The following is a 25,684-nucleotide window of genomic DNA, read 5'->3' as shown; positions in this document are numbered from 1 at the left end:
ACTTTCCATCATGCGATAAAAAGTATTATCAGGTATTAGCTCACGTTTCCGCGAGTTATCCCAGTCTTATAGGTAGGTTGCCCACGTGTTACTCACCCGTCCGCCGCTCGTTCCACAAGCGAACATCCAAAAGGATGTTTACTTGCTTCCCGCGCTCGACTTGCATGTATTAGGCACGCCGCCAGCGTTCGTCCTGAGCCAAGATCAAACTCTCCAAAAAAGTTTGTATCTGATTAACACCAATCAATCAGATGAGCCTTAGCTTTTAGAAGTGTTACCTTCTATAGAAAGAAACTAGCGTTCCTTTTGTATAATAAATCATACTGGTTGTTTTGTTCAGTTTTCAAAGAGCAATTCACGTTGCCTTTTAACAGCAACTTAATTAATATATCATATTGCCATTCATTTTGTCAACAAATATTTTAATAATTGTCGTTATAAGTAGTTATAAAACGACAAGAAACACATTGTATATGACATAACACAAAACATCAACACTTAATTAAAAGAGTGATGGGCCTGAGTGGACTCGAACCACCGACCTCACGCTTATCAGGCGTGCGCTCTAACCAGCTGAGCTACAGGCCCATAATGATGTATGGAGCGGGTGAAGGGAATCGAACCCTCATCATCAGCTTGGAAGGCTGAGGTTTTACCACTAAACTACACCCGCAATTAAATAAATGGTGGACCCTGCAGGACTCGAACCTGCGACCGATCGGTTATGAGCCGATAGCTCTAACCAACTGAGCTAAGGGTCCTAATAAATTTCAGGTAGCGGCGGAGGGGATCGAACCCACGACCTCACGGGTATGAACCGTACGCTCTCGCCAGCTGAGCTACACCGCCATGATTATTATGTGGAGCCTAGCGGGATCGAACCGCTGACCTCCTGCGTGCAAAGCAGGCGCTCTCCCAGCTGAGCTAAGGCCCCGTAAATATATGAATAACTCTTGTTAACTAGTAATATTAATAACTATTTTTTCAACAAATAACGTAGATTGGAATTAATTTAGATGGAGGAGGTAGAGGGATTCGAACCCCCGCGCGGTTTGACCCGCCTGTCGGTTTTCAAGACCGATCCCTTCAGCCAGACTTGGGTATACCTCCAACAATAAACTATAATGGCGGTCCGGACGGGACTCGAACCCGCGACCTCCTGCGTGACAGGCAGGCATTCTAACCAACTGAACTACCGGACCATTTCGTTGTATCCTCAATAGTGAACCTTTAAAATAAGACCCTTTACTACCTGGGTAATGGTGGAGGATACAGGACTTGAACCTGTGACCCCCTGCTTGTAAGGCAGGTGCTCTCCCAGCTGAGCTAATCCTCCACATTGGTGACCCGTACGGGATTCGAACCCGTGATACCGCCGTGAAAGGGCGGTGTCTTAACCACTTGACCAACGGGCCGTAATTAAAAAATGGCGGAGAAGGAGGGATTTGAACCCTCGCGCCGCTCACGCGACCTACACCCTTAGCAGGGGCGCCTCTTCAGCCACTTGAGTACTTCTCCTTATTGGCTCCACAGGTAGGATTCGAACCTACGACCGATCGGTTAACAGCCGATTGCTCTACCACTGAGCTACTGTGGAATGATTTTTAAAATCTATTCTGCGAATTAATAATGTTTTTTCAGCAGCAAAATATATATTAAAACGATATTGTAAAAATGTCAACATTTTTTCCAAAAATATTATTTTATATATTTTTAAAGTGCTTTTTTTCTTACATAAAAATTGATTACCAGATTTTGTTTAAAAAGATAAAAAAAGTAATATAACTATATAGTATTTAATATGTTCAATAATAAATACTTAACCGTGGAGGAGATTTAATTGGCGAGTGGCACTCATACCATCAAAGTTAACTATCCAATTAGTAAAGTTTGGGAATTTGTCAGTGACATAAATAAATGGGCACCATTAGTTCCAGGATATATTGAACACATAATTATAAGTGAAAACAAATTAACCTGGAAATTTGTTAGTGATATCGGAATTATGAAGAGAACACTACATATGGACGTTAAAATCACCAATTGGCAGGAACCAACTAAAGTAACATTTAACTTAAAAGGTATTAATGAAAACTTTACAGGAGATGGTTCTTTTGAGGCAGTATCAATTAATGATACCGAAACACAAATTACAGGTTTTCTTAATATTACTGCAGGCGGAATGCTTAGCCCAGCAATTAACCCTGTCCTTAAAACAGTCATACCAAAAACAACAACTGAATTAACGCAGGCTATCGGAAGAGCTATATAGGGTGCCTGTCACTCCTCGAAATTTGCCGAAAATTGTCGTTCCAAAATTCATAATTATGTCATTTAAAGAAGCTCTGGAGAATATTTCAGGGCTTATTTTTTATCGCATTCTTATCTTACTACAACATATAGAAAAGTGGTAGACTAGCAGTATAAGTTATTTAAAAGTATAAATTAGTAATCTTTTAATATTGCAATCTAATAATGCAAGGTATATGATATATCTTATGCTAAAAATGAATGACTAAAAAATGTACTACAAGTCTATATAGGAGGAAAACACCAAATGAATCATTCAATAAATAATACTGATCGTCCACCATATGGAATTTTGGCGGTGCTGATGATTGGTGCGTTTATATCATTCTTGAATAACACATTATTAAATGTAGCGTTACCTTCCATTATGACCGATCTCGATGTTGAAACATCAACCGTTCAATGGCTAAGCACTGGTTACATGTTAGTAAACGGAATATTAATTCCAACAACCGCCTTTTTAATACAAAAATTCTCTGTTCGTCATCTATTCTTAATAGCGATGGGATTATTCACATCAGGGACGATTATTGCTGGATTAGCAACAATGTTTCCAGTTTTATTGACAGCGCGAATGATTCAAGCCTCTGGGTCTGCGATTATGATGCCATTACTAATGAATGTGCTATTAGTAAGCTTCCCTGTTGCTAAACGAGGAACAGTAATGGGAGTATTCGGTTTAATTCTAATGTTCGCTCCAGCAATTGGTCCGACATTATCTGGATGGATTATTGAGCATAATAGTTGGAGAATGCTATTTCATTTTATTACACCAATTGCTCTAGTCATTTTTATTCTCGGTTTCTTCTTATTAAAAGATAAGAAAGAAAAAGTAAATATTCATCTTGATGGATTCTCCGTCGCATTATCGAGTGTTGGTTTCGGTGGACTACTGTACGGTTTTAGTTCAGCTGGAACAAAAGGTTGGGGAAGCCCTTGGGTCTACGCAACGATTACCATTGGAGTCCTTTCTTTAATATGGTTTATTTTGCGTCAATCGAAATTAAAAGAACCAATGCTTAATTTCAAGGTTTTTAAATATCCGATGTATTCCTTGGCAATTATTATTATGATGGTTGTAAATATGGCAATGTTTTCTGGATTTATGCTTTTACCTATTTATACACAAAGCATTCTCGGTTTTTCGCCGATGGAATCAGGGCTAATGCTATTACCTGGAGCCATACTCAATGCCTTTATGTCACCAGTTACTGGTAAATTATTTGACCGTTACGGTGGTAAAATACTAGCACTAACAGGGCTGGCAATTATGACAATCACGACGTATTCATTAAGTAATTTGACGTTTGAAACAACTTATTCTTATTTAATGCTTATCCACGCAATTCGGATGTTTGGGATGTCTATGGTTATGATGCCGATACAGACGAATGGATTAAATCAATTGCCAAGACGTTTTTATCCACATGGAACAGCTATGAATAATACGTTGAACCAAGTGTCGGGCGCTATCGGTACAGCACTAATTATTACAATAATGTCTACAAGAGAAGCAAATTATGCAAGTCAGCTAACAGCAGAGGTAACCGGACAAATGACAACTTCGCTTGAACAACATATCGCCTTAGAATCAATGCTCGGTGGTATTAACGATGCATTCCTTATTTCAGCAATTATCGCAGTAGTTGCATTTATACTTGCCTTCTTTATTAAACGTGCAACCCCTATGGAAGATGAGGAAGACACTTCAGATAAGATTGTGTCTAATCATTCCAAGCAACCAGCATCATAAAAGAAAAAAGGTATGATTCCAGTAACGATTGGTGTCATACCTTTTTTGTTCTACTCACTATTTAATGTAGGAGAACTTCTGCCCAGTTCAACTTCCTTCCATTCCCATTAACACTTCTTTATAACGAGAGTACGATTAGAGAATCCCATCACCTGGAAATAATGCTCCACTTGGACTTAAGGACTTCTATAGTTGATAATCAAACAACTTTGATCACCTTCATACAGTAAAATCATTTTCCAATTTTAAATCCAATGCATTCCTTAATAGTTTCCGAAGCACTTCTGCAAAGAGAAATATGATAAAAGATGTAAAAATGATTGTTAGTCCCATAAGTGCAATTCCTGGATGTAGAGCATTTTGCGTCATTAGAAATACAATACCAATTCCGTACAATGTAATAATAATAAAAGCATCGTTCTTTATTTGTCTTAATGATGCTACTGCAGAATTCGAGAATGCTTTATTACGCTTAATAAACCTTAGGAGGTTCAAGGATTGATATAAAGCTAGGTAAAATGGAATTGCTGTTATATATAATCCAATAAGAATAGGGTACCTTAAGTGAGCAAATTCCGGAAATCTTATCGCAGCATTTCTCGCCTCTATAGGTAGCCAAAAGATACACAAAGCAAATACAAACACACCAATCATCATAATCACCAATGCTAAAAAAGTTACACTTCCTCGTTTCATGTCAGCGCACCTCACTTTTATTATTAATCGTATTATATAATTTATTTTATCGATTTACAATAAATAATTAATGTTTTATAACAAACAAAAAATGCCTAGAGTAAATCCCTAAGCATTTTTATAGTTACAACACCAGCCTAGAATAGCGGCAATTGATCCAAATTATTTTCCCTGATTCCGTCTGGTTCGCTTCGAATAATATCTCTACCATATTTTTGAAACACATCAATATGATCAATTTTACCAGTCTTAGCTTCATTTAGTGCAGTCAGATAGTCTAGCTCGCGACCTGAATTTGTTTTAAAAGCTATAATATCTCCATCCTCATTTTTCCGAACCGCAATAATTTCCTCTTTTCCTATAGAACTAAGAGAGCCTTCTACTGTTTTTGATTGGTTTTTGTATTTGTTATAAATTTCTTCAAAATCTTTCTCCGTCATCATCACGCCCTCCTTTCTTTACTGCTTCTCTTGGTGAATTTTACTTTTAACCTCTTCTACATTCGTATCACTATAAATACCCGTTCCAATTCCACCTGTTGTATTAGCAATAAATTCTTTAACCTCATTATAAGACATACCTGAATTCTCATTTTTTCTCTTTACTTCTTCAATATTCGTACCTGCAACCGTAAATTCGTCCGATTTATTATCACGATTAGGTTTCAAGTTAACACCTCCGCATTCTTAGTTTGTACCGGCTAGGAACTTTTACACACAGAAAACCTGTCCGATTTGTTTATCGATACAGGTTTTATTCTTAACGGGTCTATAATTAATCATTATCAATATCTGGTGGCTTTCTAAATTGTTCAGAAGTTTGAAGGGTATGTGCATGCGGATTTTCAGTATGCTTTTCCTCACCAAATTCTGTCCCATATTTCAACTGACTAGGTTGTATACGTTGCCTCGTGTTGATATCAATTACCTCAGCAGGTGTTGGATTTAATATTGTTGTTACATAGTACAGTCCACTTAAACCAACAAGTCCATAAACTAACCTTGACAATATAGCATCTTGCCCACCGAATAATGCTGCGACTAAATCAAATTGAAACAATGCGATCAGACCCCAGTTAAGTGCACCAACGATAATTAAAGTTAAAGTAAGGCTTTTTAGAAACCTCATCGATTTACCTCCTTTTGCTTAATGTTCATTTACCGTTATTAGCTTTTGATATTCTGCACCTTTTCATTCAACCAGTTTATCTATTGCTAACTACTTTCTTCTTCCCATAGTAAACATAATAATGCCGAACAATATAATCCCTCCACCCCACATCCAAGTAGGAATTTTATTTGTTCGAGCTTCCGGAACAATAGGCTCCGTTCTTTCTGCATATTCTTCCACGTCTTCATTATGAATTGTGAAATTCTCCGAAGCTTTTATGGTTTCATCATCAATGGTTACTTCCATATCAAGTACATAATCTCCATCATCTAGTGTTTCATTATTCCAATTAAAAGGATATCGAATTTTCGTATTTGGGGCCATATTAAACGGGCCAAATTCTCCTTCAAATATTTCTTCACCTTTATTATTTGTTACCCGATATTCTCCTAAAATGTTATCCTGTATCTTGTGCGCCTTATTAAACATTTCGATAAATACTTGTGCACTATTTGATATAAAACCAGCTTGTCCTAATGAAAACTCTGACTCTAAGCTCTTTGGTAAATTCAACTGAACAGCTATTGCATGTATTGTTTCTGTATTTATCACAAAGTTAGCAGTTCCCTCTTCCGCTTCGGTTTGCTCCCCTTCTTCACTAAACGTTGAAATACGAATGCCACCTAGAATTGTTTCGCCCTCTATGTCTGGTACAGTAATATTTATCGGTATATCGACTGAAGATAAAGCCGGAATAGTGATTGCTTCTTCTACTTCGATATAATCAGCAAGACGAATTGCATCTTCCAATAACGACGTATTTTCGGTATCAATTTCCAAATCATATACAATACCTCCAGTTGGGTATGTGTACGCATTGGCGGACTGTATATTTACTTTAACTTCTCTGTTATTTTCGTTTGTAATTCTTACCCCAATTTCCTCCCTATCACCTGGTTCTACAGTCATATCAAAATAACCAATCGTCTCAGGAATTTGGCTATCTGGATAAAGTGGCTCTATTACTAATGGTAGGTCTTCTTCCTGCGCAGAAATATAATGATATACAGGAGAACATATAAAAAGGATTATGGTAAATAAAATAGATCGTAACATCGTTCGCATCATTTCACGCTCCTCCGTCATACTTAGCATATCCAGAAGTTCTTTATACATTATTAAAAATCTTGGAGGTTGTTATTAGATGCAAAAAAAAGAGCCACGCCCTAAAGACATGACTCCATTGTTACTTATGAATATTAAGGTCCAGTTGTTAATGTTACTTTAACTGTTGTAGAATAATTGCCGGTATATACTTCACTAGGATTCAATGTTAATTTAAGTGGTGCAAAATCAATTGTATACGCACCCATACCACCATCTGCGACTGCACTTAATACTTTAAGTGAACTAGCATCTGCTTTGTCTATAAACCCGCCATAAGTTGTAATGGTATTAGCAGGAGAAGAACCCTCACCCGCCTCAATTACAGGAGCTTGAAAGAATAATCGTTCAAAACCTAAATCATTATCTCCACTTGTAACGCGACCCGCTTCGACCATAACATTCCAACCATTACCAGTCCCTGTTGGATCTTTAATTGTAATGTCATTAATCTCAGCAAATATTTCTTGCTTTGTACCATCTAATTTAATTGTTTCATTTTGTGATTCATCTTTAAAATTAGAAATTACCATCTCATCCATTGATAGCGTTCCACCCGTAATATTGGCTGAAGTACTTGGTGATGAAGTTGTCACTTCAGCAAAAACAGCATTCCCACCTACAATTGAAGCAAATATTATTGCTGCTGACACAGTTGTAAATATTTTAGAAAATGATTTTTTCATATTTAATTTCCCCTTTTTCCTGTTATATTTATTTTCCCTTATATATAAATAATTTGAATGAAAAACGAACGAAGCATGATTCTCTGTCTTTATGTCTTTTTCGTTTATCACTCTATGAACTTATCATAGTTCTTTTTTCCTACATTGAATAGACATCAAAAATTACCATATTTACTAAAGATTGTAGGATTATTTATGCACAAAAAAAGATTTGCAAGCTCAGATATACTGATTCTTACAAATCTTTTCTAGACTATATTTATCCCATTCCATGTAACATAAAATTCAATAAGAATAATCCTGCTATTATATATAACGGTACTGAAACCTGATTCGCTTTTCCCACAGCTAATTTTGCAAGTGGGTAAACAATAAATCCAAATGCGATTCCATCGGCAATACTATAGGAAAATGGAATCATAATAATGATCAGGAAAGCTGGAAATCCTTCTGATAAATCCTGGAGATCAATGTTTTTTATATCTTGTAGCATTAATCCTCCAATAATAACTAAAATTGGTGCAATTGCACTGTCAGGGATTAATTTAATAAACGGAATAAAGAAAACGGACAGTAGAAATAGCATGCCCGTAACAATCGAGGTAATTCCAGTTCGACCACCTGCTGTGATACCAGCAGAACCTTCAACGGTAGATACGGTTGGACTGCTACCAAAGAATCCACTTAACATTGTGGATATAGCGCCTACACGAAATGCAGGGGTATATTTATCTGGCTGCTCAGCCTGGTTTACTTGCCCACTAATCAATCCGATATTCTCAAATACGAGAACCATCGTTAATGAAAATATAGCAATCCAAAAAGTCATTGACATAATCCGTTCAAACGACATGGCACCGATTACTTCACTATAATCTCCCATCGATATTTCAAAGACACCCAATTGACTTATATCAATTAGCCCAAACATCCATGCAATTATAGCACCAAGAAAGATGGTAATTAAAAAGCTTCCTGGAACATTACGGAGAAACAATACTACTGCGGTTGCTAATGTAATAAGGAAAGCTAATACTTCTGGACTACCAATATTACCTAGACTAATGAGAGAATAATCACCCCTAATAATCATTCCGCTTTTCTCCAGTCCAATTAAAGCAAGAAACAGCCCTAATCCCACAGATATAGCATGCTTTAACGAACTGGGTATTGCTGTTGCTAGAATTCCTGATAATTTCGTAAAGGCAATGATGATAAACAGGATTCCAGATATGAAAACAACAGCTAAAGCTTCTTGCCAGGTTAATCCCATTGAATGAACGAATGTATAAGTGAACATTGCATTTACACCCATACCTGGGACAAGGATTAATGGTACATTTGCGCCAAACCCCATTAGCAAACAGCCAACAAAGGAGGTTAAAATAGTTGCCCAAATTGCAGCCTCCGCGGGAATTCCAGCATCAGCTAAGATCGATGAATTAACAACAATAATGTATACAATTGTGAAAAAGGAAATGACTCCCGCCAGGACTTCCTTTTTGATAGTTGACCCTTTATCATACACACCAAACTTATTTATATATTTTTGAAACACAAAAACTACCCTCTTTTTTGGTGCCTGTCACCACTCGAATTTTGTCGAAATATCTGTCGTATTTTAGTTACATCTGTAGTAATATCACTATATTTCTATTTTTCTCAACATATTTATTATTTCCTATTTCCTTTACTCCTCTATAATTTTGTCATAAAATATGTAGGTTGAATTTTTTAGTACATTTTCAGCTGAATTTTCAGTATATTACAGAGATTCATACCTATTAGGAGGATTTACATCAATGAACAAACATGACAAGGAGGCCATGTTAAAAACCATTCCGCAAAAAGGTTTCTTTGGCCATCCAAAAGGTTTATCTACACTTTTCTTCACAGAGTTCTGGGAACGATTTTCATATTATGGAATGCGAGCTATTCTATTATTTTATATGTACTTCGAGGTCACTGATGGTGGATTAGGAATTGATCAGACTACCGCTAACTCTATTATGGCCATATATGGTTCACTTGTATACATGTCTGGGATAATCGGTGGTTGGATTGCTGACCGTATTCTAGGAACTGCCCGTACCGTATTTTACGGTGGAGTATTAATCATGATTGGTCATGTCATATTAGCATTACCTGCTGGCATTTATGCATTATTCATTTCCATGATATTTATTATTATTGGTACTGGTTTGCTTAAACCGAATGTAGGAAGCATGGTTGGTGACCTGTACAGTGAAAAGGACCCACGCCGCGATTCTGGATTCAGCATTTATTATATGGGGATTAATATGGGTGCCTTTATTGCTCCTTATATTGTTGGTACAATTGGCGAAACGCATAACTTCCATCTTGGCTTTAGTATTGCCGCAGTTGGTATGTTCATTGGACTTGTTGTGTATGTGATTACACGTAAAAAATCTCTTGGACTTGCTGGAGCACATGTACCGAATCCTTTAACCAAACCAGAACGTAGTAAAACGATACGAATCGTTAGTTTAGCAGTTGTTATTATTGCTCTTGTTGGTTGGTTCGGATTCTCAGGTGGCTGGTTAACAATTGATCGTGTTATTTTCTTTATTAGTATTCTTGGGGTTATTATCCCTGCTGTATACTTTATCTCTATGTATCGCAGTCCAAAAACGAATGCACAAGAACGTTCACGTTTATTAGCGTATATTCCACTATTCTTAGCTGCTATGATGTTCTGGGCCATTCAAGAACAAGGTTCTACCATTCTAGCAACTTATGCTAATGAACGTACACAGTTAGACTTTCTAGGAATTGAACTAAAAGCATCTTGGTTCCAGTCACTTAACCCATTGTTTATTATTATGCTTGCACCTGTATTTGCTTGGCTTTGGACAAAACTTGGTGACAGACAACCATCTGTTTCGCAAAAATTCTCATTTGGTCTTTTATTTGCTGGTCTATCGTTCCTAGTGATGATTTTCCCAGCATTAAGTGGTGGAGAACAGTTAGTTAGTCCCCTATGGCTTGTGCTTAGCTTCTTCCTCGTCGTACTTGGGGAATTACTATTATCACCAGTTGGACTATCTGCAACAACGAAATTAGCACCTGCTGCTTTTGCAGCGCAAATGATGAGTCTCTGGAACTTATCGAATGCCTCCGCACAAGCAATCAATGCGCAAGTCGTGAGATTCTATAATCCAGACACAGAAGTTATTTATTTCGGAGCTATCGGTGGAGTAGCAATCGTATTAGGAATTATCCTATTCATGCTCTCACCAAAACTAAAAAACTTTATGCAAGGAATTAAATAGGTGCCTGTCACCCCTCGAAATTTGTCGAATTTGAATCAAAGAAGAAGCCCTCTAGTACAATAAAGAATTGTACATCAGGGCTTTTTCTTTTAGGGTGCCTGTCACTTGTCAGAATTTGTCGAATAAGAAACGTTTATAATTATCATATGATACAATATGCCTGAAGGGAGTACGTACAATGAATAATAACTATAATTTACCAGATAACATAAATGAAATTCTAAAAGATCGTCAGCCGACCACCGACACTTTCCAAGAACTAGTCCGACAAGGTGGCTACATGCCTCCTACTGTGGATTTACTTGTTGATGCCATTTCTGCTCTAAGCCTAGGCAAAAACATCCTACTTAAAGGGCCAACTGGTGCAGGAAAAACAAAATTTGCTGAAACACTATCGAATCTTTTTAACCAACCAATGTTTAGTGTTAACTGCTCCGTTGATTTAGACGCAGAAAGCTTACTTGGCTTTAAAACATTGGCATACGAAGATGAGAAACAGGTCATTGAGTTTGTAAAAGGTCCTGTCGTCAATGCCATGAATCATGGAACCTTCTTATATATTGATGAAATCAATATGGCCAAACCAGAAACATTGCCATTGATTAATGGTGTTCTAGATTACCGAAGAACAATTACCAACCCATTTACAAACGAGATCGTTACAGCAAATGAGAATTTCAACGTTATCGCAGCAATTAACGAAGGATATATTGGAACTGTTCCACTGAATGAAGCATTAAAAAACCGCTTCGTTGTTATTGAAGTCCCTTATATCGAGGGTGAGCAGTTAAAGGAATTGATTCAAACGAACACGAAACTCTCAGATCCGACAACAATTGATTTGTTTGTTAAATTATCATCTGATCTTATTCAAGCAGTGTATCAAGGTAAATTAGCAGAAGACGCAGCCTCCATTCGTGCCTTACTTGATGCTTGTGATTTAAGTGTTCTTATTCCACCAAAACGAGCAATACTTCGCTCAATTGTAGATAAATTAGATGAGGAAAGAGAACGAGAATTTGTAATGAATTTAACCGAGACATTATTCTAGTTAGGAGAATGTAAGATGTATCGTTTCCATGACCTGAAAGTAGATACAAATCTTTTCTTACAATTACAAGATTTATCTACCGTATTATCTGCTCATCCTGACTTAACGTTCGAATATAACTTCGGTTCCTTTATCGACAAAAGTAATATGAGGATAACAGCAAGTCGCTTGTGGGATACCGCTAAAGAAGAGTTTAAAATTGCTGGATATAAGTCAGATGTTTTCCTAAGAACAATCGGCACATTACGATATTCCAGCATGCATGCAATGAAAGAATACCTTGAATCCGTACGTGAATCAGATTTGCCTAAGTTCAGTGCACAATTGTTTGCACTATTCGAAGATATTCGCCTAGAAGAAAGGATTAAAGCAGACCGTCCAGGCACGAGAAGAAGCTTTGACGTAAGAAAGAAATATTTAAAGCATAAATTTGAAACAGACCTAATCGCCCATGCCACAAGAGGTCTTGAACTAGATGAACTGTTTTGTCTGATATATTTATTGATTCAATCTGATAGCCCTGATCCAAGTTTCCCAAGGGTAAATGAAAAACAACTCACCCATTTAGAGAACTTGAAACCAATCATCTATACTTTGTATGATGCAAGATCTTCGGCTGACATAGCAACGATAGCTGAAAAAATTGTTTTCCGTCTTGACGGTACCTACAACGATACCATTTATGAATATTTCACCTTTCCCGTTAACAAAATAGAGGAAATAGAAAAAGATACGTTATTCGATGAGCTCACTCGAACAGATGATGTAAAAAACTGTGATTCTGAAGAAGTAAATAATGATGATAATGAATTTATTGATGAAAAATTTTCTACATGGCATCGTGAAAATAAAAATGATGATAGGAAACAAACTTTCTTGCAATTTGAGCTTGAGGTCGGGACAAAAACCAACATTATGGGTGGCGGCGCAAGAGAAACCGAGGATGCTGACCAAGCAATGGGTACGATTCAAGGTGCTTCCGGGAAATCAAAGAAAAATGATTACTCTGAACTCGAATCGCTAGATAAAGAACAATCTACCCAAGGTGCAACAAGTGAAAACATTTACGGTGCAGAAAATAAGGATGCGGTTAAACTAATAAAAGAATCGGAAAAGCCTTCAAATGAAGACATCCAACGTTATCGCGAATATGTAGGGGCAATAGACGCATTAAAAAGAAAACTCGCAAACACCATTAAGAAAACAATTGAACATAAAAAGAATGCACCTAGAAAAGATTTAATCGTCGGACGCCTATCGAAGAAATTATTGCCAATCGTACTGGATGAGAATCCGCGGGTTTTTTATAAAAAGAACCAAGAATCCAAAGAATTTGATGCTGCATTCACACTACTGGTCGATTGTTCTGCTTCTATGCACGGGAAAATGGACGAAACCAAACGGGCAATTGTCCTTTTTCACGAAGTATTGAAACAGTTCCATATCCCACATTCGATTATAGGCTTTTGGGAGGATGCAATGGAAGTAGCAGAAAATTACCAACCAAATTACTTTCATGTGATCCATTCCTTCAACGATTCCTTTTATCATAATAACGGACCGAAGATTATGCAGTTAGAACCGCAAGAAGATAATCGAGATGGGTTTAGCATTCGTGTCGTTTCAAAAGAATTGGAAACTCGAAGCGAGAAGAATAAATTCTTACTCATCTTTTCAGATGGTGAACCAGCTGCAGCAAATTATGATCAAAATGGGATTGTTGATACAAATAAAGCTGTATCAGAAGCACGTAAAAAAGGAATCGAAGTAATCGGGATGTTCCTATCTGATGGAGAAATTGATGAAAGCGAAGATATAACGATGAAAAACATTTATGGAAAGGAACGCTTAATGATTCCTAGTGTTACTGAATTACCAGAGCAATTTGCCCCTTTGCTAAAAAAACTATTGCTTAAAACGATATAATTATAAAAGGGGCTGGATTAGAGATATTTATACGAAATACTTTCGTCTTGGCCCAGCCCCCTTTAAATAGAAACATTAATTAATTTTTGAATTTGAAAGATGAAACGCCCATATTCTTCCAACTGCTTTTCCTTATAGGAAGATGAATTAGATAAGGATGAATAACAATTAATTAAGATTAACCTGCTAGCTCTTCTTCAGATACATTTTCTAAAATTGCAATCCAATTCTCTTTTTCATCAGAATACTTTAGACTTTGTGGTCCAGCTAATAGTTTCTCATTTATTTCGATAATTTTTCCGGTCACTGGAGAGAAAAGTTCACTTACTGCTTTAGAAGTTTCCACTTGAACAAACGTTTCCCCACTCGCAATCTCCCCTACATCTCTAATTTCGAGAATTGTAATATCACCCTTCATATCGTCTACCAGTGATAAACCAATCTTGTACTTACCATTAACTTGACGTATCCAATAAGTCACTTCACTGTAATCCACCATTTCATCCCCCTTACTGAAATATTTCACGTATCATCTATATACTTTCATGTCCTGTCCTATGCTAACGAATCTGCTTTGGAATCGAACGAGCGCGTTGAACGACCAGAAAAGATTACGCATGTATGTCCGCAGAATTCTTCATTCCAATATCGATCTTTCTTCTTTGTTGTAAAACAAATACCAAAACAATTAGCGAGATACCAATTCCACTTAAAATAATATCTGGATACATCGTCATACAGCCACCAACAATCAATGCCACTCGTTTCACAGGAGAACATCTGGCTTTCAACCAACCAATTACACCCGCCGAAAGTGCAATTACGCCAATGATTGCTGTGATGAATGATAAAACGATTTCAATAATACCCCCTTCCATAAGCAAGGAAGGTTCCAATACAAACATGAACGGAACAATGAAACCAATGATCCCAATTCTGACAGCCTCAAGTCCAACTCGATTTGGATTTGTATCTGCAATTCCTGCAGCTGCATAGGCCGCAACTGCAACAGGCGGAGTGATGGCTGAGAAAATGGAAAAATAAACAATAAACAAATGGGCTGCAAGTGGTGCGATGCCCAATTCGATTAATGCAGGTGCTGCTAGCATCGCCGTTAAAATATACGCTGCTGCAACTGGCATTCCCATTCCTAAAATAATGCAGATAATCATAACTAATATTAAAGTAGGTAAAAGCATTCCTTCCGTTAACCCGAGAACGATACTCGTTAACTTCCCTCCAAGCCCTGTAGACATAATTCCTGCTATGATTAACCCTGCCGCTGCACATGCTGTCGTTACAGGAATTGCAGATTTAGCTCCATCTACCATCGCTTCAAAAATCCTCTTCAATCCCATCCGTGACTCTTTCCGGAACCAGCTTACAACGACAATCGATAAGATACCATAAAAACCAGTTCTAGAAGCGCTATAACCTTGTATTAAGAAAAGGATCAATACAATTAAAGGAATAAAATAGAACCATCCATCTTTCAATACATGTTTAATTTTTGGAATTTCCTTTTTATCCGGCAATGGTATATCTAGACGCAAAGCCTCGAAATGTACCATACATAGTAAGGATACATAATAAAGTATGCCCGGTATAATGGCCGCAATAACAATGGAACCATATGGTAACTGCGTAACTGCAGCCATCAAGAAGGCAGATGACCCCATAATTGGTGGGAGTATACTCCCACCAGTTGATGCAGCTGCTTCAACTGCAGCTGCGACCGCCTTTGTATAACCAGATTTTTTACTAACTGGAATCGTAAATGTTCCAGTAGTTACAACATTAGCGGTCGGACTTCCAGAAATAGACCCGAAAAAGGCACTAGCTAATACTGCCACCTTTGCTGATCCACCTCTAGTTCTTCCCGCAATTGCAGTAGAAAGATTGAAAAAAAACGCTCCAGCTCCTGCTTTATTCAGAAAGGCACCGAATAGCATAAACATAAATACAAAGGATGCTGCCACTGATATTGGTGAGCCCCAAAGACCATTAAAACTAAAAGCCAATTCATCTATAAACTCAATGATAGATAGCTCCCGATGGCCCCATATTCCGTTTAAATGATGCCCCCATAATGTATATCCAAAACCAATTAGCACAATCAAAATAATAGGAAAACCTATCGTTCTACGTGCCGCTTCAATCGTTAGAAGGACGAAAACTAGACCAAAGAATACATCTACATTCGTCAAAGGTTCGAGAATTGGAATTCGAGTGGCAAGTCTTTCGGCATGTAACGTGAAATAAACACCCGCCCCAATTGCTAATAATACACATATGTAATCTGTCATCGCGTTGACATTGCGCTTTTTTCCCTCTACCGTTTTAGAGGAATATCCATATAACAAAAATGTTAATGCTAATATAACTGATAAATGGATTGCCATCTGATTCATTGGATCAAATTTCCCCCACATGACCGACCAAATTTGATAGACAGACAACAACAACGCAAAAACGGTAAAGAGTTTAATATCGAAGGAAGATAATTTACGTTTATAACCTGATACAAATAAACCAGCTATTTTATTTTTAATATCCACAAACACTATTCCCTTCTGTCCAAGAAACTAGGATAATATAGGACATATTTATTCGATTAATCCCTGTTCCCTAAAAAACGTTTCAGCTCCAGGATGTAGTGGCACATTACCAACATCAGTCATCTTCTCAGCTATTAGTTTTTTAAATTCCTCATGAACATTTCCTAAGTATTCGAGATTATCATATATCGATTTTGTAACCTGATAAACCTCTTCTTCTGGAACATCTTTATGCACCATTAAAATTGCTTGTGTACTCAATGTATTAAGATCTTCATCAAGGAAGGTGTAGCTACCAGCTTCAATAGTATTTGGTTCCATCCCTAATTTTTCAGAAACGACTTGAACCGTCTCCTGACTTAATGCAATTATTTTTAAATCTAGTATTGTGGAAGCCTCAATAATATCACTTGAAGGAACTGAAACAGCATCACCAGTAGCGTCAATACGATGATCTGACATCATTTCAAATGCTTTAGATCCCCCTAAATAATCTACTGACCCTCCCCATGTCGTAATGTCATCATACGAAACGCCATACGACTCAAAAATATTTCTCGTAATTATTTCACCAGCTGACCCTTTTTGATCAACCGCCAAACGAAGAGCAACTTGATTTTCTACTATTTCTTCAAATGAATCAAAAGGAACGTCAGCTGGTACAACAAATTGATAGTAATTCGCAGGGATAACAACACTCACTGCTCGAATATCTTCATACGCCCTTTCATATGGTTCTTCCCCAATGTACGCAGCATAAGCAGTCATCGCATACGAAAGACCATAAGGAATTTTATTTACACCTACTGTCGGTGGATTCTCTACTATCCCACCCGGTTCAACTGTAATCATTGATCCAACGTTATTTCGCCTTATTGATTCTGCAATTCCTTCTGTAAAAATTGACCAAGCACCACCTGTTCGCCCACCAATTATTGTTGTTTGAATAGGACTGGTTTTGTCTGTTTTTATACTTGCTTCATCCGCTTTAGAAACAACATTCTCATTCCCACAGGCAGACAAAATGAATAAACATAGAAGCATTAGTGTAGCTATGGCGGTCTGTCTACTCACGTTCATTCCTCCAATATATTATATTAATCTTTTTTTCTTCCCTCTTTTACTTGGAAACTAATATCTAAGGCTTTAACAGAATGTGTCAATAAACCAAGAGATATGTAATCAACTCCCGTGTTAGCATATTCCGATATTGTGTCCAGATTAATTCCTCCTGAAGCTTCCGTCACAATATGCTCTGGGACCAAACTAGAGAATTCCTTCACTTCTTCTGGTGTTCGATTATCAAACATAATGATATCCGCACCGGAATTAATCGCTTCCAATACTTCTCGTTTATTTTCCGTTTCAACTTCTATGTTAACCATATGTCCCACCTGTTTACGCACCGCTTCAACCGCTTTTGTAATAGACCCTGAGTAAGAAATATGATTATCCTTAATCATGACACCGTCAAACAAGCCATTTCGATGATTCTTCCCCCCACCTGTGACAACTGCATATTTATCAAACATACGTAAACCCGGAATTGTCTTTCTTGTATCACAAATTTGAATGGTATTATCGTTTAATCGTTTCACACAATTATTCGTAATCGTTGCTATTCCACTCATTCGCTGCACAAGATTTAAGATCACTCGCTCCCCCGATAATATATACCTAACTGGCCCGTAAACTTCCGCAATAGGATCACCCTTTTTTACGATGTCTCCGTCAGCAACATGGAGAACAACCTCAATCTGAGAATCTAGTAGATGATAAGCTTCTTCAATTATAGCTAAACCAGATATAACCCCACCTTCTTTTGCTATTAGAACGCCACTTCCCTTTTGGTAAATTGGAAAAATGGAATTACTTGTTAAATCAATATCCCCCATATCCTCTAATAAAAAAGATTCTAGTTTTTTTCGTAATTTTAATTTGTTCATCGTCTCTTCTCCTTACCTCCACAAAATGTGATGATTTTCACAATCAATACATTACTTTACAACAAAAAATACACAGTATATTCACCTGTCTTGACATATATATTTACACAAAATGAATATAATATCAAGTAGTTTTATGATAAGATGGGGCTAGTATCGTAATTAGAAAATTATATACGGGGGAGAACCTGAACATGAAGGGTAACGAGAAAATGATAGCTAATGAGCGACAAAACCTCATTGTTAATACATTAAAGAAGACAGACAAGCCAATAACCGGAAGTGAGTTTGCAAAGATAACGAATGTTAGTCGGCAAGTTATTGTTCAAGATGTATCGATTTTAAAAGCAAAAAACGAACCGATTATCGCCACAAGCCAAGGATATATATACTTAAATGATGAGAAAGAGCACCAATTAGAAAGGATGGTCATTGTCTGTAACCATACTCCTGACCAAGCCCTCGATGAAATGTATGCCATCGTTGATCATGGTGTTTCAATAAAAGATGTCATCGTTGAACATCAAGTATATGGTGATTTAACTGCATCCATTCGTGTACGTACTCGGAAAGAAGTCGATGATTTTATTCAAAAGATTTCCGAAACGAATGCTTCTTATCTATCCACTTTAACCAACGGGATTCATTTACACACAATTGAATCGGATTCGAGGGATAAATTAGAAGCAGTATGTGAGGAGTTGAGAAAGGCGGGTATACTTGTATAGTTTTTAGGTAGCTACTTCTGTTTTTTCCATTCCATAAGTACATCCAATATTCCCCTTCTAAAAACAAAAAAATAATCCCTTATTTACTAGGGATTATTTCCTTTATTTTTGGGGTAAGATTTTTTAACGTTTCTTCATATACATCATAATATTTTTCTGAATATAATGTTAACACTACACTTCCGAAGTTATTTTCACTTAAAAAATCAATGATTGCTTGTAGAGCAACGATCGATGCTAATTTAGTAGGATAACGATAAACTCCAGTTGAAATAGACGGAAATGAAATACTAGTAATTCCATTTTTTTTTGCTAATTGCAAGGAGTTTATGTATGCATGTGACAACTTAGTTTCAGCGTCTTCTCTATTCCCCTCCCAGACAGGACCTACTGTATGGATAACATATAAAGCTTTCAAGTTGTACCCTTTCGTAATCACTGCTTTTCCAGTGCGAAGATAATTACCATCCAATTCTTCTTCACGAATCTGTTTGCATTCTTCTAATAGTTCACCACCAGCAGCATGATGAATGGCACCATCAACACCGCCTCCACCCATCAGTGTCCCATTCGCAGGATTAACAATCGCTTCTGTATCCTGCATTGTAATGTCACCAACAATCAGTTCAAGAGAATTTCCATTGATCTCTATCTTCATTATTTCCCTCCTCAGGACATAACCTATATCTATATAATCAGTACACGACAATTTAATAATTACTTTACAAATACTTATTATATCATTTTTTTGGGAGAATAATAGAAAGAAAAATAATGTAAACACTTACAGGCAAAAAATAATATCGTAATCACAAATGTATTATAGTATAGTAATAAGGGTCATCATTTAGATAAAGTGAATGTTAAGAAAAGGAGCGTTATCCGATGTAAAAAAATCCCAGCAACAATTTGAACAAATGAAACTAATGAAATGAGAGGGATTTTTATGTCTATAAAAGAAGAAGTACAAAAAAGAAAAACATTTGCAATCATCTCCCACCCCGATGCTGGGAAAACAACATTAACAGAGAGATTGCTTTTAGTAGGTAATTTAATTCGTACAGCTGGTACTGTAAAAGGGAAAAAATCTGGAAAATTTGCTACATCAGATTGGATGGAAATTGAGAAACAACGTGGTATTTCCGTTACATCTAGTGTAATGAACTTTCAATATAACGACCTACAGGTAAATATTCTTGATACACCAGGCCATGAAGACTTCAGTGAGGACACGTACCGGACACTAACTGCAGTGGACAGTGTTGTCATGATTATTGATGCCACAAAAGGGATTGAAGCACAGACACTCAAGCTATTCAAAGTTTGTCGTATGCGAGGAATACCAATATTTACCTTTATTAATAAACTGGATCGTGAAGGAAAAGAACCACTCGCGTTACTTGAAGAGATTGAAGAAGTATTGGATATTGAAACATACCCAATGAACTGGCCAGTTGGGATGGGCAAAAGGTTTTTAGGGATATTCGACCGCCATGGGAAACAATTCGTTAAGTTTAATGGAAATGAAGAAGAGACCTATATTCCATATGAAGATTTAGAAAAGGATGAACATCAAGAGATCACATCGCAAACTGCATTTGAAGCAGCTCAAGATGAAGTAGCACTGTTAGATGAAGCCGGTGATCAATTCTCATTAGAAGCTGTATTATCTGGTGAACAAACCCCTGTCTTTTTCGGGAGTGCACTTGCACCATTTGGTGTGGACATCTTTTTTGATACCTTTATTTCGATGGCTCCAACTCCACAGCCTCGGAAGACAACAGAAGGTATGGTTGAACCTGACAGTCCTGAATTCTCGGGCTTCATCTTTAAAATTCAAGCAAATATGAATCCTGCCCATCGTGATAGGATTGCTTTTATCCGCGTCTGCTCTGGGAAGTTCGAGCGTGGCATGAGTGTAAAACTTTCAAGAACGGGCAAGGTATTTAAATTGTCACAATCACAACAAATTGTTGCTTCTACTCGTGAAACAGTTGATGAGGCATATGCAGGTGATATCATCGGTATTTATGATCCTAATGCATATCAAATTGGAGACACACTAATTGAAGGAAGAGCGCAATTTAACTACGATGAGTTACCACAATTTCCACCTGAATTATTTAAGAAAGTAACAGCTAAAAACGTAATGAAGTCAAAACAGTTTAAAAAGGGAATTGAGCAGCTTGTACAAGAAGGTGCGATTCAACTATTCCGTGATAAACGAACAGAATCCTATATTCTTGGTGCAGTTGGTGAATTACAATATGATGTATTTAAATACCGGATGGAAAATGAATACAATGTGGATGTCATGTTTGATACGATTGGTGAACGCATTCCACGCTGGCTAAATTCAGATGAAAAAGTAAACGAATCCTTATTTGATGAGCGAAAATTACTGGTTCGTGACCGAGACGGAAATAATCTCGTTCTATTCCAAAATCAATTTGCACTAAATTGGTTTAAAGAAAACAACCCGAAAATTGAACTCTTCAACCGCTTATAGGTGCCTGTCACTCCTCGAAATTTGTTTAATTTTGTCGATAGAGTATCCATAAAAAAATCGTGATTCCACCATGGAATCACGATTTTTTTATGAAGTGTCAACTACCACTATTCATTCGACAATTTCAATATGTCTAGTAACTTAAAGAATAAGCTTAATACGATGGCGATAATGGTTGCAAGCCCCATACCTGATAATGATACTGCCCCGAGAGTAATCGATGCCCCACTAATTCCTACTGCTAAAACAACACAAGTAAGTATTAAATTTTGTGAGTTATTATAATCCACTTGCTGTTCAACTAACATACGTAGCCCGCTTACCGCAATGATTCCAAATAATAGTAACGAAATACCGCCCATAACTGGTGTTGGAATCGATTGAATCAATGCTGCAAGCTTTCCACAGAAGGATAAAACAACCGCGATAACTGCAGCTCCACCAATAATCCATGTTGAGTAAACACGACTAATCGCGAGAACACCAATATTTTCTCCATAAGTAGTGTTCGGTGTAGAGCCTAGGAGACTAGAAATCATCGTTGAAATACCATTACCAAATAATGAACGATCTAGTCCTGGGTCTTTTACTAGATCTTTCTTTACGATGTTCCCTGTTACGACCAAGTGACCGATATGCTCAGGAATTAATACGAGTGCAGCTGGTAAAATAACAATGATGTCAGCCCAATTGAATTCAATTTGATAATAAGTTGGCATTTGAATCCATGCCGCTTCTTTTACTGCTGTATAGTCGACAATTCCAAAAAGTGTTGCAATGATATAACCTGTAACAATCCCTAAAAGAATTGGAATAATTTTCAAGAATCCTCTCATTGTTACCCAATAAACAATGGTAGCACCAAGAGTGAGTAGTGAAACAGTTATTGCAGTAGTATCGATTGGTGCATCTGCCGCTCGAACTAAGCCAGCCATACCAGCAGCTGTAGGTACAAGTTCTAAGCCGATAACAGCAACAATCGCTCCCATTGCAGCTGGTGGAAAAATCACATCAATCCATGATGTTCCAACCAGTCGTACAATAAATGCAACAATAACGAGTACGAGCCCAACGATGAAGAATCCACCTAAGGCGGCACCATATCCCCCGCCATCGGTTAATACCGCGGTTACTGGAGATATAAAAGCAAAACTCGATCCTAAATATGCTGGTATTTTTCCTTTTGTAATTAGAATATAAAGTATCGTTCCTAACCCATTCATTAGTAAAATGGTTGCTGGGTCAACCCCAAACAATATTGGTACTAATACGGTTGAACCGAACATTGCAAATAAGTGCTGTAAACTTAATGGTAAACTTTGTGCTAATGGCAAACGCTCATCAACTTGAATTTCTCTATGTGCCACTATAATCTCTCCCCTGTAATTTATTTCTATTTTTATTTACAACTAAAAAAGCACCTCGCCTAATGTTCTGGCAAGATGCTTGATTACTATTATGCTCTAGCAAATTTCAGGCACAAGTAAAAATTTGCCCACAGAGACATAATAAACCGCACAACCTTGCCAGCCTCACAGGACTGAATTTAAAGGTTTCATATGTTATTGATATAATTATTACAGATGATTATACAATATGTCAAGATATTTTTGTCGAATCCCTTTACCCTTTTTAGACATACTAACATAAAAAAGCTTTTTAAAAAGGAGAAAGATTTATGGCTGAAACAACTTTTTTTGTACGCGAGGCTACAACTGAACCTGGGATTCAGCAAATTGAAGCACTATTAAATCAATACGATGGAATGGAAAGAGTGTTAATTGACACAGATGATGGTGAGATAAAAATCCAATTCGATGATACGAAGATAACCCCAGAGCACATTGCTACTGCATTAATGGAACAGAACTACTTGATTCGCTAAAAATGAAGCAACAAACATTACGAAAACAGCAAAAATATAAGTATAAGCAGTGGAAAAATATGAGGGAAAGCTTTCCAGTATATAATCTCCTCTTTCATCAAAACTAAAGATGCTTCTTATAAAAAGAAGCATTACAAATAACTTTAAAGGATGATGACTGCTGATGAACAACCGTGGTATGATGACTTCGTTGTTAACAATTGGTGCTGCTGGAGCTGCTATTTACGGTATTACAAAAGGTGTTCAAAATGGGACATTTCAGAAATTGCCACAACAGATGACTAGTGCCATGCAAAATGTAATGAATAACCAAACTGTCCAACAATTTGCAGAGCCAATACAAGATATGATGAACATGAACAACCAGAATAGTGGTGGGCAAGCACAGCCTCAAGGCATCCCCACTTCAATACAGCAAGTTGTTGGGAACTCTGAACAAGGCTAAATAAGTCGTAGTTGTTGTATATAAGCCCTCCTACCCCAAAAAACAATAGCTGGATCCATTATCCAGCTATTGTCTCATTTACCCTTTTTTGTTTTTCACTGACAGGAACAGGAATTTGAATTTCATGAAACGTAATTTCAGGTCGGCTACCAACACGGATATTCACACCTGTTTGCCCTAAACCTTCGCTAATATAATATGCTCTTCCATGATGGTAGTGCAAACCTTTTATAATGTTCATTCGCGCCAACTTCCCCATTTTAGCAAGATGATACGGTTTTGGCCAATAAATTTGCCCACCATGAAAGTGTCCAGCTAACAAATAATCGAAATGATGATTTGGCATATCGAGGACAATGTTTGGATCATGTGTTAATACCAGATTATAACCTGCTTCCAAACCTTTATAAGATTTTTCGATTTCACTATGTTTCGTACTAAAATCATCAATACCAATAATATTAATTTTCCTTCCATCAATTTCGATACATGTATGTTCATTTTGCATCGTTTTGATCCCATATTGCTCTAGTAAGTTTTTTAATTGGTCAAAATTATCATTTTTTAGTACATAGTCGTGATTTCCAAAAACCGCAAATGAACCATAAACAGGTTCCAATTTTTTAAATACCTCTAAATAAGGAGCAAGTCTCGGTATACTTCGCCTGCGATCAAGAAAATCTCCAGTCAGGGCAATCATATCAATTCGCTGATCCTTTAATTCATGGTATAAGCGTTCAGGAGTAATTGAAATATTTTCAATATGCATATCGGATATTTGGAGTATCCTTAAAGAAGGAGAACTAGATGAAGATTTAGCATTATCAAGTTTAATTGTGTTGATAACGATAGAATGTGTATTTTTATTCCCTTTATAGAAATAATAGATCAAAAATAATACTAGAATCGTGATGAGTACATATGTCATTTATGCATCCCCCTCTTCTAGTTATTATATAGGTATTTCGGATGATTTTTTAGTTGTAAAATATGGATAATCTAATTTTAAGGATTAAGAAGCAAAATGGCTGGAACAAAAGTTATTAATTATAGAAGAATCCGAACTAAGCTTGAAAATCTTCATCACAATTTAAATTACTTCGGATTTCATATAAAATGCGAGGTAACATCGAACTCAAAAAAAAATCATGCTTGTACTCTCAAGATCAATAAAGAATTATGAATGCCAATACTCAACGGAGCTATCAAGATTGAAATAGAGCAAGATTCTCATGAAATGAACTTGATAAGCCTTCTCAAGATTAAAATAGAGCAAAATTCTCTTCAAATGAACTTGATAAGCTCTCTCAAGATTAAAATAGAGCAAAACCCTCATGAAATGAACTTGATAAGCTCTCTCAAGATTAAAATAGAGCAAAACCCTCCTGAAATGAACTTGATAAGCTCTCTCAAGATTAAAATAGAGCAAAATTCTCTTCAAATGAACTTGATAAGCTCTCTCAAGATTGAAATAGAGCAAAATTCTCTTCAAATGAACTTGATAAGTGTATATGGTAACTTAAAAGTGAGCCACCATAGCAATTGAAAACTGAGCCACTTTTGATAGAAAATAACCCTAATGACATGTTAGGGGGAAACATCAGGAGTGATTATATTGAGTGAG

The 25,684-nt window shown here is 36.8% G+C and carries 24 protein-coding genes, 11 tRNA genes and 1 rRNA gene; 10 read left to right on the top strand and 26 right to left on the bottom strand.

What is annotated here, in order from left to right:
* The 12 genes from D8M05_RS18240 to D8M05_RS18185 all read right to left on the bottom strand — a co-directional run.
* Positions 1–220 (bottom strand): 16S ribosomal RNA (locus tag D8M05_RS18240); the annotation flags it as partial.
* A 294-nt stretch (positions 221–514) separates the two neighbouring features.
* Positions 515–588 (bottom strand) — tRNA-Ile (locus D8M05_RS18235).
* An 11-nt stretch (positions 589–599) separates the two neighbouring features.
* A tRNA-Gly gene (locus D8M05_RS18230) sits at positions 600–673 on the bottom strand.
* Positions 674–684: 11 nt separating this feature from the next.
* Positions 685–761 (bottom strand) — tRNA-Ile (locus D8M05_RS18225).
* Between the two features lie 14 nt (positions 762–775).
* Positions 776–849: transfer RNA gene (locus D8M05_RS18220), tRNA-Met, on the bottom strand.
* Positions 850–861: 12 nt separating this feature from the next.
* Positions 862–934 (bottom strand) — tRNA-Ala (locus tag D8M05_RS18215).
* Positions 935–1,017: 83 nt separating this feature from the next.
* Positions 1,018–1,110, bottom strand: a tRNA-Ser gene (locus tag D8M05_RS18210).
* A 15-nt stretch (positions 1,111–1,125) separates the two neighbouring features.
* A tRNA-Asp gene (locus tag D8M05_RS18205) sits at positions 1,126–1,202 on the bottom strand.
* Between the two features lie 58 nt (positions 1,203–1,260).
* Positions 1,261–1,336, bottom strand: a tRNA-Val gene (locus D8M05_RS18200).
* Between the two features lie 4 nt (positions 1,337–1,340).
* Positions 1,341–1,415: transfer RNA gene (locus tag D8M05_RS18195), tRNA-Glu, on the bottom strand.
* A 12-nt stretch (positions 1,416–1,427) separates the two neighbouring features.
* Positions 1,428–1,518 (bottom strand) — tRNA-Ser (locus D8M05_RS18190).
* A 4-nt stretch (positions 1,519–1,522) separates the two neighbouring features.
* Positions 1,523–1,597, bottom strand: a tRNA-Asn gene (locus tag D8M05_RS18185).
* A gap of 243 nt (positions 1,598–1,840) precedes the next feature.
* Here D8M05_RS18185 and D8M05_RS18180 point away from each other — a divergent pair.
* Both D8M05_RS18180 and D8M05_RS18175 read left to right on the top strand, forming a co-directional pair.
* A complete protein-coding gene (locus D8M05_RS18180) occupies positions 1,841–2,272 on the top strand; it encodes an SRPBCC family protein (RefSeq protein WP_121134386.1) in 432 nt (143 codons plus the stop codon).
* Positions 2,273–2,557: 285 nt separating this feature from the next.
* A complete protein-coding gene (locus tag D8M05_RS18175) occupies positions 2,558–4,063 on the top strand; it encodes an MDR family MFS transporter (protein WP_121134384.1) in 1,506 nt (501 codons plus the stop codon).
* A gap of 219 nt (positions 4,064–4,282) precedes the next feature.
* Here the strand turns inward: D8M05_RS18175 and D8M05_RS18170 are convergent, their stop codons facing one another.
* The 7 genes from D8M05_RS18170 to D8M05_RS18140 form a co-directional block, all read right to left on the bottom strand.
* Positions 4,283–4,759 (bottom strand): DUF2975 domain-containing protein, encoded by a 477-nt coding sequence (locus tag D8M05_RS18170; protein WP_121134382.1) that lies wholly within the window; start codon positions 4,757–4,759, stop codon positions 4,283–4,285.
* Between the two features lie 137 nt (positions 4,760–4,896).
* Entirely contained in the window at positions 4,897–5,199 is a 303-nt protein-coding gene (locus D8M05_RS18165; RefSeq protein WP_121134381.1) for a DUF3892 domain-containing protein, read from the bottom strand.
* Between the two features lie 18 nt (positions 5,200–5,217).
* Positions 5,218–5,427, bottom strand: a complete 210-nt coding sequence (locus D8M05_RS18160) for a gamma-type small acid-soluble spore protein (RefSeq protein WP_121134379.1) — start codon at positions 5,425–5,427, stop codon at positions 5,218–5,220.
* 106 nt (positions 5,428–5,533) lie between these two features.
* Positions 5,534–5,887, bottom strand: a complete 354-nt coding sequence (locus tag D8M05_RS18155) for a DUF378 domain-containing protein (protein WP_121134377.1) — start codon at positions 5,885–5,887, stop codon at positions 5,534–5,536.
* Positions 5,888–5,977: 90 nt separating this feature from the next.
* The gene (locus tag D8M05_RS18150; RefSeq protein ID WP_245985532.1) at positions 5,978–6,997 is read right to left on the bottom strand and encodes a DUF916 domain-containing protein; all 1,020 of its coding nucleotides are present in this window, start codon (positions 6,995–6,997) and stop codon (positions 5,978–5,980) included.
* A 131-nt stretch (positions 6,998–7,128) separates the two neighbouring features.
* Positions 7,129–7,719, bottom strand: a complete 591-nt coding sequence (locus D8M05_RS18145; RefSeq protein WP_121134375.1) for a WxL domain-containing protein — start codon at positions 7,717–7,719, stop codon at positions 7,129–7,131.
* Positions 7,720–7,978: 259 nt separating this feature from the next.
* Positions 7,979–9,277, bottom strand: a complete 1,299-nt coding sequence (locus tag D8M05_RS18140; RefSeq protein ID WP_121134373.1) for an NCS2 family permease — start codon at positions 9,275–9,277, stop codon at positions 7,979–7,981.
* A 244-nt stretch (positions 9,278–9,521) separates the two neighbouring features.
* On the opposite strand from D8M05_RS18140, the gene D8M05_RS18135 reads away from it, so the two are divergent.
* From D8M05_RS18135 to D8M05_RS18125, 3 genes are all read left to right on the top strand, one after another.
* On the top strand, positions 9,522–11,012 hold the full coding sequence (locus tag D8M05_RS18135; protein ID WP_121134372.1) for a peptide MFS transporter: 1,491 nt from the start codon (positions 9,522–9,524) through the stop codon (positions 11,010–11,012).
* A gap of 178 nt (positions 11,013–11,190) precedes the next feature.
* Positions 11,191–12,063 carry an ATP-binding protein gene (locus D8M05_RS18130; RefSeq protein WP_121134370.1) on the top strand — a complete coding sequence of 291 codons (873 nt, stop codon included), beginning with the start codon at positions 11,191–11,193 and terminating at the stop codon, positions 12,061–12,063.
* Positions 12,064–12,078: 15 nt separating this feature from the next.
* Positions 12,079–13,989 carry a vWA domain-containing protein gene (locus tag D8M05_RS18125; protein WP_121134368.1) on the top strand — a complete coding sequence of 637 codons (1,911 nt, stop codon included), beginning with the start codon at positions 12,079–12,081 and terminating at the stop codon, positions 13,987–13,989.
* Between the two features lie 178 nt (positions 13,990–14,167).
* On the opposite strand, the gene D8M05_RS18120 is transcribed toward D8M05_RS18125, so the two are convergent.
* From D8M05_RS18120 to nadC, 4 genes are all read right to left on the bottom strand, one after another.
* Positions 14,168–14,488 (bottom strand): glycine cleavage system H family protein, encoded by a 321-nt coding sequence (locus D8M05_RS18120; protein WP_121134366.1) that lies wholly within the window; start codon positions 14,486–14,488, stop codon positions 14,168–14,170.
* Positions 14,489–14,600: 112 nt separating this feature from the next.
* Positions 14,601–16,547, bottom strand: coding sequence for a TRAP transporter permease (locus D8M05_RS18115; RefSeq protein WP_183072860.1), 1,947 nt, complete (start codon positions 16,545–16,547; stop codon positions 14,601–14,603).
* A 48-nt stretch (positions 16,548–16,595) separates the two neighbouring features.
* Positions 16,596–17,621, bottom strand: a complete 1,026-nt coding sequence (locus D8M05_RS18110) for a TAXI family TRAP transporter solute-binding subunit (protein WP_183072859.1) — start codon at positions 17,619–17,621, stop codon at positions 16,596–16,598.
* A 23-nt stretch (positions 17,622–17,644) separates the two neighbouring features.
* Entirely contained in the window at positions 17,645–18,493 is an 849-nt protein-coding gene (gene nadC / locus D8M05_RS18105) for a carboxylating nicotinate-nucleotide diphosphorylase (RefSeq protein WP_121134360.1), read from the bottom strand.
* A 194-nt stretch (positions 18,494–18,687) separates the two neighbouring features.
* Here nadC and D8M05_RS18100 point away from each other — a divergent pair, with 194 nt between their 5' ends.
* The gene (locus tag D8M05_RS18100; RefSeq protein WP_121134358.1) at positions 18,688–19,221 is read left to right on the top strand and encodes a transcription repressor NadR; all 534 of its coding nucleotides are present in this window, start codon (positions 18,688–18,690) and stop codon (positions 19,219–19,221) included.
* A 79-nt stretch (positions 19,222–19,300) separates the two neighbouring features.
* Here D8M05_RS18100 and D8M05_RS18095 read toward each other — a convergent pair whose 3' ends face one another.
* Entirely contained in the window at positions 19,301–19,879 is a 579-nt protein-coding gene (locus tag D8M05_RS18095; protein ID WP_121134356.1) for a macro domain-containing protein, read from the bottom strand.
* A gap of 288 nt (positions 19,880–20,167) precedes the next feature.
* On the opposite strand from D8M05_RS18095, the gene D8M05_RS18090 reads away from it, so the two are divergent.
* Entirely contained in the window at positions 20,168–21,730 is a 1,563-nt protein-coding gene (locus D8M05_RS18090) for a peptide chain release factor 3 (RefSeq protein WP_121134355.1), read from the top strand.
* A 107-nt stretch (positions 21,731–21,837) separates the two neighbouring features.
* On the opposite strand, the gene uraA is transcribed toward D8M05_RS18090, so the two are convergent.
* Positions 21,838–23,097, bottom strand: coding sequence for a uracil permease (uraA, locus tag D8M05_RS18085; RefSeq protein ID WP_121134353.1), 1,260 nt, complete (start codon positions 23,095–23,097; stop codon positions 21,838–21,840).
* Positions 23,098–23,408: 311 nt separating this feature from the next.
* Between uraA and D8M05_RS18080 the strand changes: the two genes are divergently transcribed.
* Entirely contained in the window at positions 23,409–23,615 is a 207-nt protein-coding gene (locus D8M05_RS18080; protein ID WP_121134351.1) for a heavy-metal-associated domain-containing protein, read from the top strand.
* Between the two features lie 163 nt (positions 23,616–23,778).
* Positions 23,779–24,060 carry a hypothetical protein gene (locus tag D8M05_RS18075; protein ID WP_121134349.1) on the top strand — a complete coding sequence of 94 codons (282 nt, stop codon included), beginning with the start codon at positions 23,779–23,781 and terminating at the stop codon, positions 24,058–24,060.
* 58 nt (positions 24,061–24,118) lie between these two features.
* Here D8M05_RS18075 and D8M05_RS18070 read toward each other — a convergent pair whose 3' ends face one another.
* Positions 24,119–24,988, bottom strand: a complete 870-nt coding sequence (locus D8M05_RS18070) for a metallophosphoesterase (RefSeq protein WP_121134347.1) — start codon at positions 24,986–24,988, stop codon at positions 24,119–24,121.
* Positions 24,989–25,243: 255 nt separating this feature from the next.
* On the opposite strand from D8M05_RS18070, the gene D8M05_RS18065 reads away from it, so the two are divergent.
* Complete coding sequence (locus D8M05_RS18065) at positions 25,244–25,606, top strand: hypothetical protein (RefSeq protein ID WP_121134345.1); 363 nt, start codon at positions 25,244–25,246, stop codon at positions 25,604–25,606.
* Positions 25,607–25,684: the final 78 nt, after the last annotated feature.

The sequence above is a fragment of the Oceanobacillus bengalensis genome (genome assembly GCF_003628445.1).
Taxonomy (GTDB): domain Bacteria; phylum Bacillota; class Bacilli; order Bacillales; family Amphibacillaceae; genus Oceanobacillus; species Oceanobacillus bengalensis.
The sequence above is the reverse complement of the archived record's forward strand: the minus strand, read 5'-3'. Positions and strand labels throughout refer to the sequence as shown.

Bases quoted from the DNA above. Each gene is read 5' to 3' on its own strand.
- nadC (WP_121134360.1), bottom strand. From the start codon at position 18,493: ATGAACAAATTAAAATTACGAAAAAAACTAGAATCTTTTTTATTAGAG.
- D8M05_RS18070 (WP_121134347.1), bottom strand. From the start codon at position 24,988: ATGACATATGTACTCATCACGATTCTAGTATTATTTTTGATCTATTAT.
- D8M05_RS18155 (WP_121134377.1), bottom strand. From the start codon at position 5,887: ATGAGGTTTCTAAAAAGCCTTACTTTAACTTTAATTATCGTTGGTGCA.
- D8M05_RS18145 (WP_121134375.1), bottom strand. From the start codon at position 7,719: ATGAAAAAATCATTTTCTAAAATATTTACAACTGTGTCAGCAGCAATA.
- D8M05_RS18135 (WP_121134372.1), top strand. From the start codon at position 9,522: ATGAACAAACATGACAAGGAGGCCATGTTAAAAACCATTCCGCAAAAA.
- D8M05_RS18090 (WP_121134355.1), top strand. From the start codon at position 20,168: ATGTCTATAAAAGAAGAAGTACAAAAAAGAAAAACATTTGCAATCATC.
- D8M05_RS18075 (WP_121134349.1), top strand. From the start codon at position 23,779: ATGAACAACCGTGGTATGATGACTTCGTTGTTAACAATTGGTGCTGCT.
- D8M05_RS18100 (WP_121134358.1), top strand. From the start codon at position 18,688: ATGAAGGGTAACGAGAAAATGATAGCTAATGAGCGACAAAACCTCATT.
- D8M05_RS18095 (WP_121134356.1), bottom strand. From the start codon at position 19,879: ATGAAGATAGAGATCAATGGAAATTCTCTTGAACTGATTGTTGGTGAC.
- D8M05_RS18125 (WP_121134368.1), top strand. From the start codon at position 12,079: ATGTATCGTTTCCATGACCTGAAAGTAGATACAAATCTTTTCTTACAA.
- D8M05_RS18170 (WP_121134382.1), bottom strand. From the start codon at position 4,759: ATGAAACGAGGAAGTGTAACTTTTTTAGCATTGGTGATTATGATGATT.
- D8M05_RS18130 (WP_121134370.1), top strand. From the start codon at position 11,191: ATGAATAATAACTATAATTTACCAGATAACATAAATGAAATTCTAAAA.
- D8M05_RS18175 (WP_121134384.1), top strand. From the start codon at position 2,558: ATGAATCATTCAATAAATAATACTGATCGTCCACCATATGGAATTTTG.
- D8M05_RS18150 (WP_245985532.1), bottom strand. From the start codon at position 6,997: ATGATGCGAACGATGTTACGATCTATTTTATTTACCATAATCCTTTTT.
- D8M05_RS18120 (WP_121134366.1), bottom strand. From the start codon at position 14,488: ATGGTGGATTACAGTGAAGTGACTTATTGGATACGTCAAGTTAATGGT.
- D8M05_RS18165 (WP_121134381.1), bottom strand. From the start codon at position 5,199: ATGACGGAGAAAGATTTTGAAGAAATTTATAACAAATACAAAAACCAA.
- D8M05_RS18065 (WP_121134345.1), top strand. From the start codon at position 25,244: ATGCCAATACTCAACGGAGCTATCAAGATTGAAATAGAGCAAGATTCT.
- D8M05_RS18080 (WP_121134351.1), top strand. From the start codon at position 23,409: ATGGCTGAAACAACTTTTTTTGTACGCGAGGCTACAACTGAACCTGGG.